The sequence below is a fragment of the Pseudoalteromonas arabiensis genome (assembly GCF_001550155.1).
GTDB classification, from domain to species: Bacteria; Pseudomonadota; Gammaproteobacteria; order Enterobacterales; family Alteromonadaceae; genus Pseudoalteromonas; species Pseudoalteromonas arabiensis.
The window spans coordinates 25,499-37,358 of the sequence record NZ_LRUF01000002.1 but is presented as its reverse complement, the minus strand read 5'-3'; the positions used below and the strand labels follow the sequence as shown (position 1 = coordinate 37,358).

10 protein-coding genes are annotated in these 11,860 nt (G+C 38.7%); 4 read left to right on the top strand and 6 right to left on the bottom strand.

The window, feature by feature from the left end; all coding sequences use genetic code 11:
- Window positions 1-94: 94 nt before the first annotated feature.
- Window positions 95-1,423 carry an IS4 family transposase gene (locus PAARA_RS00290; RefSeq protein WP_062567086.1) on the top strand — a complete coding sequence of 443 codons (1,329 nt, stop codon included), beginning with the start codon at window positions 95-97 and terminating at the stop codon, window positions 1,421-1,423.
- Window positions 1,424-1,462: 39 nt separating this feature from the next.
- Here PAARA_RS00290 and PAARA_RS00285 read toward each other — a convergent pair whose 3' ends face one another.
- The 6 genes from PAARA_RS00285 to PAARA_RS00260 form a co-directional block, all read right to left on the bottom strand.
- Window positions 1,463-2,764 (bottom strand): DEAD/DEAH box helicase, encoded by a 1,302-nt coding sequence (locus tag PAARA_RS00285; protein ID WP_062567085.1) that lies wholly within the window; start codon window positions 2,762-2,764, stop codon window positions 1,463-1,465.
- Window positions 2,765-2,932: 168 nt separating this feature from the next.
- On the bottom strand, window positions 2,933-4,060 hold the full coding sequence (locus PAARA_RS00280) for an alpha/beta hydrolase (protein WP_157066140.1): 1,128 nt from the start codon (window positions 4,058-4,060) through the stop codon (window positions 2,933-2,935).
- 156 nt (window positions 4,061-4,216) lie between these two features.
- Complete coding sequence (gene glmS / locus PAARA_RS00275) at window positions 4,217-6,037, bottom strand: glutamine--fructose-6-phosphate transaminase (isomerizing) (protein WP_062567083.1); 1,821 nt, start codon at window positions 6,035-6,037, stop codon at window positions 4,217-4,219.
- Window positions 6,038-6,132: 95 nt separating this feature from the next.
- Complete coding sequence (locus PAARA_RS00270) at window positions 6,133-6,903, bottom strand: DeoR/GlpR family DNA-binding transcription regulator (protein WP_062567082.1); 771 nt, start codon at window positions 6,901-6,903, stop codon at window positions 6,133-6,135.
- Between the two features lie 162 nt (window positions 6,904-7,065).
- On the bottom strand, window positions 7,066-7,710 hold the full coding sequence (locus tag PAARA_RS00265; protein WP_062567081.1) for a helix-turn-helix domain-containing protein: 645 nt from the start codon (window positions 7,708-7,710) through the stop codon (window positions 7,066-7,068).
- A gap of 307 nt (window positions 7,711-8,017) precedes the next feature.
- Complete coding sequence (locus tag PAARA_RS00260) at window positions 8,018-10,075, bottom strand: winged helix-turn-helix domain-containing protein (protein ID WP_062567080.1); 2,058 nt, start codon at window positions 10,073-10,075, stop codon at window positions 8,018-8,020.
- A 204-nt stretch (window positions 10,076-10,279) separates the two neighbouring features.
- Between PAARA_RS00260 and PAARA_RS00255 the strand changes: the two genes are divergently transcribed.
- From PAARA_RS00255 to PAARA_RS00245, 3 genes are all read left to right on the top strand, one after another.
- Window positions 10,280-10,474 carry a hypothetical protein gene (locus PAARA_RS00255; RefSeq protein ID WP_062567079.1) on the top strand — a complete coding sequence of 65 codons (195 nt, stop codon included), beginning with the start codon at window positions 10,280-10,282 and terminating at the stop codon, window positions 10,472-10,474.
- On the top strand, window positions 10,474-11,604 hold the full coding sequence (locus PAARA_RS00250) for a hypothetical protein (protein WP_062567078.1): 1,131 nt from the start codon (window positions 10,474-10,476) through the stop codon (window positions 11,602-11,604). Before PAARA_RS00255 ends, PAARA_RS00250 begins: the two co-directional genes overlap by 1 nt.
- A gap of 70 nt (window positions 11,605-11,674) precedes the next feature.
- On the top strand, window positions 11,675-11,857 hold the full coding sequence (locus PAARA_RS00245) for a hypothetical protein (RefSeq protein ID WP_062567077.1): 183 nt from the start codon (window positions 11,675-11,677) through the stop codon (window positions 11,855-11,857).
- Window positions 11,858-11,860 lie beyond the last annotated feature (3 nt).

Here is an 11,860-nt window from a genome sequence, read left to right as displayed (position 1 = left end):
TAATGCCGATCAGTTAAGAATATTTTCATGATCGGTTGACCGATCTTTTAAAGGCTTCAAAATCCGATATCAGAAACTGATATCGGATTTTTTTATGTCTTTACTCACAAACCTCGATGAAACATTTAGTCATGCGGAAGACTTGAAGGCTGTCGATAAGCTTATGTCTTTTGTCGACCCTGAACTTCTTCAGCAAGCCTATACACTATCGGGCGTAGCAACTATCAGACGTCGCCGGTTACCTCTGGATTCGGTCGTATTTACTATCGTGGGTATGAGTCTTTTTCGTAATGACCCTGTCTGGGACATCGCAAATAAACTTGATATCTCATTACCAGGTAAAAATCGATTTGTTGCCCCCAGTGCGGTAGTTCAAGCTCGGCAACGACTAGGTGATGAAGCTGTCGGTCACGTCTTTAAGCTGATGGCACAACGGGCCTTTGGTGATTTTGCCTTTGAACAGTGGTGTGGTTTAAATGTGTTAGCAGTTGATGGCGTGATGTTTCGTGCTCAGGATACCGGTGAGAACCTTACTGCATTCGGTTGTGACCGTAATGCTAAAGGCGATAATCCGTATCCACAGGTACGCATGTGTAGTCTGATGGAAACCTCCAGCCACCTTCTACTGGCCAGTGAGTTTGACAGTCGGGATGTGGGGGAGATGTCTCTTGCGCAGCGGCTTATTCCTTCGGTTCCCAATAACTCTCTGACTCTTTTCGACAGAGGATATTATTCGCTGGGGTTATTGTACTTATGGATGACTAAAGGCGTTAATACGCACTGGATGCTCCCTGCCCGTAAAGATCTACAGTACACAGTAAAACACCGACTAAGCGAACATGATGCTGTTATCACTCTCAAGACTTCGCCTCAGGCTCGGAAAAAATTTGATGGTCTACCAGAAACCATCGACGCGAGGCTAACCAGTTACAAAGTAGACGGGAAAAGCTACCATGTGCTCAGTTCAATGGTCGATGTATTGCAGTTTCCCTACGAAGAAGTTGTTGATGTGTACGTTCAACGCTGGGAAATAGAGCTAGGGTTCAGGGAAATGAAACAGACGCTAAATCAGGCCAAGCTAACACTTCGTAGCAAGAAACCTGAGATGGTACGACAGGAGCTCTGGGGACTACTACTGGCCTACAACCTGATTCGGATGATTATGCTGGATGCCGTTAAAGATATGCCTGAGCTATCCCCATCGCGGCTTAGCTTCGGCCTCTGCATGAGACACATCATCGTGTTCTTCCTAACCACTTTACCGGAAACAGTAACCAAGTTGCCCGTTCACTATGAATACCTGATGGAATCGTTAAGGATGATGAAATTACCTGACAAACGGCCTGATAGGTATTACCCAAGAGTTGTGAGGAAAAGACCGACTAAATACCCCACAAAGAAAAAAGCCAGTCAGCTTAACTGACTGGCATTACGCAGCAATGCGGGGTTTATTTTAAGGCTATTAAGGTTTTTTCCAGCCACTCCAGACATCGTCTTGTTGGTTAGCTTTATTTTTTTTCTTTTTCTTACCTGTTCCCGCAGGTTTAGCTACGGGCTTGTCGTTTTTAAGTGCTTGTGCGGCATCAAGGTTCGCTTTATTTAAGGTATAATCAGGCACTTCTTCACGCTCTAAACGAAATTTATTTTTCTTTTCGATGATTTTAAAATGATGAAAGTCTTCATAATCAATCAATGATAACGCTAACCCTACTTCACCGGCGCGACCACTTCGGCCAATACGGTGCATGTAATCGGCAGGACTGCGCGGTAAATTGAAATTAATCACTACAGGCAATTTAGCAATATCTAAACCTCGGGCTGCAATATCAGTGGCAATTAATACCTCGATTTCGCCATTTTTAAACTTTTCGATTACGCGAGTACGCTCACTTTGGCCTTTATCACCGTGAAATACTTGTGCATTGATGCCACGCTTTTCAAGCTTATTTGCTAAATGCTCACAATCTTTTTTTGCATTCACAAAAATCAGCGTTTGGCGCCATTTATGGGTTTTTATCAAGTGCGCTAAAACCGTGGTCTTCTCACCTTTATTTACCATAAATATGCGCTGTACTAGGGTGCTTTCATCTTTACTTTGAACTTGTATTTCAACAGGCTCATTTAACAATTTTTGGGTTAATAGTGTAACTTGCTCTGGGAACGTTGCAGAAAACAGCATAGTTTGTTTTTTAGCGGGCATAAGCGCTAATAGCTCAGCAAGCTCTTCGGTAAAACCTAGGCTCAGCATGCGGTCTGCTTCATCAAGCACTAAGGTGTTTACTTTATCAAGCTTAATGGCATTGCTTGAAATCAAATCAAGTAAACGACCAGGAGTTGCAACGATAATATCTGCACCGCCTCGCAATGCTTGCATTTGCGTATTAACCGACACACCACCAAATACAGCAACGGTTTTAATCGCACCATTAAAATTTGCAGAGTACGATTTAACGCTATCAGCCACTTGCACCGCGAGTTCTCGGGTTGGCACTAAAATAAGCCCTGATACAAAGTTACCTTTGCCTTGTGCTTTTTTATCTCCCTTATCTAAAAAGCACTTTTGCAACATAGGCAAAGCAAATGTCGCTGTTTTACCTGAACCGGTATTTGCTCCTGCAATTAAGTCACTACCCGCTAAAATGCTTGGAATTGCTTTTGCCTGAATAGGTGTTGGCTGGGTATATTCAAGATCCGCCAATCGAGCAAGTAGCTCTGGAATAAGGCCAAGTTCGTTGAAATTGCGAGAGTTTGTGGCTGAGGTCATAAAAAGTGTGGGCTCATTACTAAAATAGCCTGCGATTTTAGCGCATTAATTACCCATAAAGTAGGAATTAGTGATTTAAATAACTTTTAGATAACAGCCACTGGTTTATGGTAATTGCTCAATATTAAAATGAGTGCTTAAAAGCCAACAACTAAGTTGGCTATATTATTAACTCTTACTCAACTGTGCTTCTAACCTCGTTTTTGTCTCTTTTAAGTAATTAAGGTAAGGGTAAGCGTCATCGGCAACGGCTATTGCAGCCTTAATTTGGACTAATGCTTGGCGTGTATTACCTTGCATTTCATAGCCATATGACAAAGCTGACAGGGCATACGCTGATTTAGGGTAGTTTTTGATATTGTACTTAAACACCTCAATAGCCCGCTCAAATTGCTGGTTATCCGTTAAACTGTAACCTAGCAACCTAACAGCGCGGTCTGGTGGCGCTATTTGCTCGCCCCATTGCTGAGATAAACGTTGATAATAGGCATCAATTGATGAAACATCATCGCCCAATGCACTCAAAGGCATCTGTTTAGATAAAAATAAACCATGATACGCATTAAATGCCCCTGCGGCTGAGGTTAGGTTATGCGAAACGCCTGCAAAGGCGTCGCTCTTAAAGCGCAGATTTTGCACCTTACTATTTTGCATCGTTTGCTGCATATCATCGTATCTTTCGCGCATAATGCCAGCTTCTTCGCCGATATTCATATATACATAGCTGTTAATACTTTTGGCTTTAGTAACAAAGGTATTTAGACTCTTAGCTGGGGCGCCATAGTTCCACCATACCGCAGGGCTATAAGCAATGTGCGCTTGAAATAACTCAGGGTCAGCTTGCATTGCGTAAAGAGCAAATACACCCGCAGCTGAGGCGCCTGCAATAACTCTATAATCATGAGTACGATACTGTTTATTAACCAAAGGCATCAGTTCTTGCTCTACGAAAGCTAAAAACTTTGCTGCGCCACCGCCTTCGCCAACAGGCCCTTGTGGTTCTTTGTTCACTGTGGGATAAAAATCTCTAAGTCGATCAGTGCTTTCAATTGCAACTACAATCACCTCTGGCGCTTGATCATTTTGTTGTAAGCGCTCAAGCACAGCATTAATTAAGGGTAAATTGCCGGCCCCATCTAAACGGTAAATAACGGGATATCTTTTGTTTGGATGTGTTTGATAGCTTTTTGGTAATTGCACAACGACAGTGCGTTGCTCATTAAGATTACTTGATTCGATAGTATGCGTATGGTGGCTGTAATTTGTAACCGCCTCATCTGCGGCTGGTTGAGCCATTACATAACTAGTACAAAGTAAAAAACCACTAATGCAGAGTAACTTAAATAGTCGCACGACTTATCCTTAAGAGATGTTGGTAATTTTTTAAGCTAACAGAATTACAAGTACAAAAAAAGGCGCATATTGCGCCTTAATAAATATAAAACTCTAAACTTACTCAACCGTCACCGATTTTGCTAGGTTTCGAGGCTGATCTACGTCGGTGCCTTTAATAACCGCAACATAGTATGAAAGCAGCTGTAGCGGAATTGTATATACAACTGGGGCAATCACGTCATCCACATGGTTTACGTTAATTACACGCATTGTTTCATCAGATTCAAAGTGTGAGTCTTTATCTGCGAATACATAAATAATACCGCCGCGGGCACGTACTTCTTCTACGTTTGATTTAAGCTTTTCAAGTAGTTCGTTGTTTGGCGCTACAACAATGATTGGCATGTCAGCATCAATCAACGCTAAAGGACCATGCTTAAGCTCACCCGCTGCGTATGCTTCGGCGTGAATGTATGAAATTTCTTTCAGCTTAAGGGCACCTTCCATCGCGATTGGATATTGTGAACCACGACCTAAGAATAATGAGTGATGCTTGTCAGCGAACTCTTCAGCTAAATCTTCAATTCCTTCTGCAAGCTGTAATGCTTCTTCTAACTTGTTAGGCAGTGTTTTGATTGCATTGACAATCGCACTTTGATTTAAGCCTTTTTCTTGAGCAATCGATGCTGTTAGCATTAATAAGCCAACAAGCTGTGTGGTGAAGGCTTTAGTTGATGCAACACCAATTTCAGCACCCGCTTTAGTCATAAAGGCTAAGTCAGATTCACGCACCAGTGATGAACCAGGTACGTTACAAATGGTCATTGACGCCATATAACCTTGCTGCTTTGCAAGACGAAGTGCAGCAAGTGTATCGGCTGTTTCACCAGACTGTGAAATGGTCACAAGTAAGCTGTTTTCATGTACAAATGATTCACGGTAACGAAATTCAGAGGCTATCTCTACGTTACAGCTCACGCCTGCAAACTGTTCAAGCCAGTAACGCGCAACCATACCCGAGTGATATGAAGTACCACAGGCAATAATTTGTACGTGCTTTACGTCTTTAAAGATTTGCTGAGCACTGTCACCAAAGGCATCAATCGCTACAGTGTCATTGTGAAGGCGGCCATCAAGTGTGTTACGTACAGCAAGTGGCTGTTCGTAAATTTCTTTCAGCATGTAGTGACGATATTCGCCTTTACCTGATGCATCTTGCGTGATGTTTGATTCAATCACTTCGCGCTCGACTGCATCGCCGTTTGCATCAAATATTTCCACACTATCACGGGTAATACGAGCAACATCACCTTCTTCAAGGTAAATAAAGCTACGAGTAACAGGTAATAGAGCAAGTTGGTCAGATGCAATAAAGTTTTCACCAAGGCCTAAACCAATAACTAGAGGGCTACCTGAGCGCGCTACAATGATTTCGTTATCGTTCGCTTTATCAAAAACAACGGTACCAAATGCGCCTTCAAACTGCTTAACAGCCGCTTGCACTGCTGCCAATAAAGAAGTGTGTTGCTGACGAAGTTGGTGGATAAGGTGCACCATTACTTCAGTATCAGTTTCTGATAAAAACTCATAACCATCACCTTTTAGCGCATCACGCAGGCTAGCATGGTTTTCGATAATACCGTTATGAACGAGTGCAATTTCGCTATTCGAAATATGCGGATGTGCATTCGCTTCAGTTACACCGCCATGTGTTGCCCAGCGCGTATGTGCGATACCTGTTGTGCCTTTTACATTTGCCGCATTAAGGGCAGATTCTAAATTAGCAACTTTACCCACTGCTTTTACTGTATTTAATACATTGCCTTCAACGAGGGCTACACCTGCTGAGTCATAGCCACGGTATTCAAGACGCTTTAAGCCTTCTACAAGAATTTTATTTACTGGGCGTTCTGCAACAGCCCCTACGATTCCACACATAATCTCTCCTTTTGCACATGCCAAAGTGTTTTACTTTGGGCGGTATGTGTTGTCATAAATGATGCGTAATAAGGTGTTGTCGGTCTTATTACGGGTTATTCAATTTCTGCACAGATCAGCTGTACACCACATGCTGTTATCGCCTCACGCTTATCTACGCTTAGGTGGTTGTCTGTAATAACAGTGGTAACACGCTGCCAAGGCAGTTCTAAATTCGGTATTTTTCGGCCAATTTTTTCTGACTCAACCAGCACTACCACTTCACGGGCAGCTTCAGCCATCACTTGGCTAAGCCCTACTAATTCATTGAAGGTTGTAGTACCTCTATCAATATCAATGCCATCGGCACCAATAAAGAGTTGGTCAAAGTCGTAAGAGCGTAGAACATTCTCTGCAACTTGGCCCTGAAACGATTCTGAATGCGGATCCCAAGTCCCACCGGTCATCAAAAGTGTTGGCTCATTTTCTAATGAAAGCAGTCGGTTAGCGACATTAATAGCATTGGTCATCACTACTAAGCCACGCTTATTGGCAAGTTCAGGGATCATCGCTGCTGTAGTGCGGCCGCTATCAATTATGATGCGGTTATGGTCTTTAATAAGCTTTGCAGCCGCCTGCGCGATTGCCATTTTGCGAAGCGAGTCGCTTTTCTCGTTGCTATTTGCAACGATTTCTTGCGGCAATGCAATGGCACCACCGTAACGGCGCAGTAATAAGCCACTTTTCTCAAGTGCCGTGAGATCTTTACGAATCGTTACTTCTGAAGTTTGAAACTGCTCAGCCAGCGCCTCTACAGCGACCTCACCGTACTCATTAACTTGACTTAAGATTGTATGGCGACGTTGTTGAGTGTTTCGTTTTGTCATTTATATGATCACATAAGTTTCGTTTCGAAAGTTTTGAGATTTTAAACGAAACAATATAAATGGCAAGTGAATGCTTTAAATAAAATGAAGGGGAAACTTATAATTCAATTAAGTTCACACTAGGTACAAATAAACCACCATAAAAGGTGGCTCTTGCTGGTGTTAGGCAAGCAATTCTCCGTTTAAGATACACTTCACGATAGCTTGCTGTCGATTAGTACTACTCGTTTTTTTTATGCAGTTAGACAAATGAAAATCAACCGTTCTATGACTGATATTAAGTATTTGACTAATTTCCCAGGATGTTTTGCCTATTGATGCCCATTTAATACACTCTTTTTCTCGCCGTGTAATTTTTACTGCTTCTGTACGCGTTGAACGTCGGTAGGCTTCAAACATTTCGATTAAAAAGATTCGCCAATAGTCTCCTAGCATTTTTGCTTTGTGCGGTTCAGTACTTAAATTGGGCAACTCAAGTACCAAACAAGCAAATTTATTCTTATGTAAACCTGTAGGAACAATTAATACTGAATCATAATTGCCATTTATTTCACTAAGCATCAGCGCTTTTGTTTCATTAAGACAATAATGAATTAATTTTTTACAGGAATGAACCTCATCTAAAAAAGGGCGCTCAAATTCTCCAAAGTAATTAGTATCAAATCTAAATAAGTCAGAGAAATCAAAAGTAATAAACCCTACCTGCGTATAACTATAAGTATTTTTTATATCTGTAAAAAAATTATTAAAGCTATCTACTGAGTTTATACTCTCAATCCTAGAATGAAGTTCATTTATATTTACCATAAAAAACGCTCTCTTATAAGATTATTTTTTACATAGATCTGGAGCGAGAATACAAATGCTTTTCACTGATGACTCGTCAGTATTAATTTTAATAGTATCATTTATATACAGTCCACCGGTATTGGCTACTGTTAATAATATAAAGGTAGTCACATAGATGAATGTTTTTTTAAAAGTGTCTTTCATAGTGGTATAGCCCCTAACTTATGTTGTAGTTATTTTGTTCACATTAAATTTGGGCTAAGAGGGCAATTTTATCAATAATTATGTGGTGACTTTTTTATAACTTTAAAGAAAAACACTTAACTCATTGAATTTCAAATAAAATTATATCACTGTATTTATTACCCAAGCTTTCAACTACAATCAAGTTATTCATTTTATCTACATAAAAACTAGGCCTAATCACGTTAAAGTCAAACGTTTTTGACTTTAAGCTAGAGGCATCAACATCGTATAAGTCCATTTCATAGAAGGTGGTGTTTATCAAGTTATGATCACTCCATAGTAATGTGCTATCTATAATCGTCCAGTTTGTATTATGCTCAGTAGACACACTTATCGGCATTGGGATCATCGATTCTTTTAACGTTTCAAAGCGTGATAACCTGCCGTTGTCATCACCTAGAACATACCCTTCATTGAATGGACGAATAAAGCGGTAACCTTTAAAGATTTTTTCCTTTGTTTTCTCTTCAATCGTATGCTTAAAAGCTTGCCATTCACCATTACTCTTACGCGTATATAAAATAGACTTTTCGTCTAGTGAAAAAGTAATATCGCCAATCAACTCATCAGCTTTAGAGAGGTAGGTAAGGCTATTATCAAGTGTATTAAGAATCGTTATGCGCTCTTGAAGTTTCAGTAATACATATTGCCCAGATGTCGAGGAGCTTATTAACTTAAGTGGCTTTTCAGTACTCATTAAAGTCACTTTTTTATCAGCCTTTGTTTTTTCATAAAAAATCAAAGAGTTTACTCCGCTCTCTTTTATAACCATCCAGATTTTATTATCAACGGGCTGGTAAGCTTTAATGTAACCTTGCTTTGGTTGTTTCTCTTGGATTAACTCAACATTTTTAAAATCACTTAATGGTAGTTTCTTCTCTATCAGCGTATTGGTTAACACATTATCTCTAATCGCCAATAGAGAACTAGAACTTAAAACTTTGGCAGCAATCAAGCCTGTTTCTGAATTAGTTATGATCTCTAAATCACCTGTTTTAATGTTCAATTTAGTTAATTTTTTATCATCGACTAAAATGATGTGCTCATTATCTAGCCATTGAACATCATAAATGACAACATTTTGGTCATGCTGGAAAAGTGTGCTACCAATTTTTAAATCGAGTACTCGAATAGAGTTACGTTTACTGTCTAAAAAAACTCGAAGTACAACAACTTTGCTAGAATCTGGAGAAATATCGGCTTGGCTGTCATGTGCACCTTTTTGAGCAACGGATGTAACTTCCTCTAGCAAATTATTGTTAGAGTTATACTTATAGATAAGCATTGCACTTTGTTGGCTTTTTTGCCCAGAAAAGTAAATTAGGCCATCTTCATTTTTATCCACAAAAACATCGGCGATAAAGTAAAAGTCGGATACTAATATCTCTGGTTTATGTGCTTCACTTTCTAAGGCAACCTGTTTTAATAAAGCAATACCATCTAAATTATCAGAAAAATACAAGTGTTTTGCATCATTGGAAAAAGTTAAACCCCTGGGTAGGGTCGTATCATCAATTAGCATTTTGACAGTTTGGCTTTCTCTATCTTTTAAATAGATGTGGTCATTTTCCTCATGACTTACTTTACTTGTAAATGCTATATATTTGCCATCATTTGAAACAGCTAACGCCCTTTTGTCCGAAATAACAGAATCAATCACTTTTGTAACGACATGTACTTCTTTATCAGTATTTTTATAGATGAAGTAGGTCAATGAAAACAAAAAGAGGGTGGCAATTACAATGAATAAAAAACGCCTATTTTTTTTTGCGTCGTTATTCTTAACATCTATTGGTTTTTCGGTGTCCTCAGACGTAGATGTTTCTGCAATTTGAGATACTGGGCAAATTAATTTATAGCCACGCTTTGGAAGAGATTGAAGGTAAGTAGGTTCTTTGTGGTCATCGTTCAAAACAATACGTATTTTACTTATAATTCGCCTAACAGCTGCATCAGAGACACATCGACCTTGCCATAAGTTTGCATGGAGCTCTTCCATCGAAATATAACGATCATTATGCTCAATAAAATACATTAAGACAGCAAAGACTTTTGGTTCTAATAAAATTGATTGCTCATTTATGTGAAGAGACATCTCTTGCGTATCTAAATAATACTCACCAATCTTAAAAAACATACTGTTTAGTCACTCACAAACTTAACACTTCCTTAACAACAACTATAGTACCGCACTGTAATTGGAATTACCACACAATCATAACCAACTGATTTATAAGAAAGTCACAACTTGGTTACAGATATATCAGCGTTAAATCATTGCAAATCAGCTGGCTTATTTTAGGTTTATCTTCAAGTCCGAAAAACTAATAAGGCAAGTTAAATGAGAAACAATATGAAATCAGAAAAACACTCGGTAGCAGCTCGAAGAACAAATGATGGTTTTATTGAAATTACCAACCTCGAATTACTTGATGCACTCGTCGGTGGTTATATCGACCCTGAAGAGGTCTATTGTCATGTAAGTGATAATCAGGAACAACGCACCTCCTTCTCAGATTCCGAGGGCATTAGCTAATGCCAGAAAATTTTTCGACAAGCTACAAACCTCACTTAAAGCGTTTAACCGAAAAGCGGGATTTGGCAGCTTTATATAATATTGAGCAATGGTGTGAAAACATGTGCATTGCTTTTGATAGGGATGTAGCAGGTCAAGAGATAAAGTTTAATAGAACACTGCGAAGGCTAATCAATGCATACCCATTAGTGTTAGCTTACCAAGGAAAAACTAATGAAAGTGAGCTGTTTTTAAAGAAAGCGATCGACCTGTGGAGTGAGTCATATAGAAATGACAGAGATAACCAAAATCTCATAAACCTTATAGACCCTACAATCAACTTACTCAGGCTCTATAAATTGACGAAAAGAAAATCAGAGTTCGATTCCCTGTTAAACAACATATCTCCAATTTATAACAGTGACAAAGTTCATTTAGGTGGAATAAAAGTTTCAAAGTCGGATATTGGCGAGCATTGGGAGGCACTCTACCTTGCTACGTTAGATGAATGCTTAAAAAGCTATACTGCAGATTCTAATTTCAATGCGGTGTTCTCACTCCAAGACTTAATACCTGAAAAATATAGTAATAATGACATATATATTGAATCAAAAATAATATCACTAATTTACTTAAATGAATTTGATGAAGCTTTGGATATTTGCTTTAAGCAAATAAGAAAATACAAATGTATAAAAAATGGGATATACAGCTACCGGCTTTACGAGTTATTTAAAAAATCAGGAAATGAAAACAAATCTAAAACTGTGTTAAATCACCTGATAGCTTGCTTAAAGAAAACAAAGCTAGATTCACTATCAGACCTGAACTTTTCCTCATATGTTATCGCAGAAAGTAAAGAGTCACAGAGTTCATCACTCGTAAAAAACACTTTAAAAAGTTATAAACAAATAAATGATGAATTCAATTATGGCATGACAGTTCTAGACATATATAAAAACCACCCATCCAAAGATATAAAGACAGAACTTTTAGAAATAAATGAAAAAACAGAATATTTCATACTGAAAAAATACATTTCACATGAATTAAACTTACCCTTCATTGAGGAAAGAGAAAACAAGAAAAACTTAAAAGAAATAACAAAAAGGATTAATAAAATAATTAACCCTAGTAGATTTAACAGTTAAAAAAATAAAAAACAACATCCATAATTATAAAACCCATTAAGGGCTAATAAAATAAATTTAAGGAAATAAAATGAGCAAGAAATTTGAAAATATCAAAAACGAAGAAATCAAACTTAATGAGCTAGGTGAAGTTGAGCTAAGTGAAGAGTTAGCTGGCGTTGTAGCTGGTGGTTTCTCTCCAGAAGAAGAGGATGAAGAGACTAATGTCGGTTGTGCAAACATTAGCTGTGGCTCTGAATTTAAAGAACTATAACTA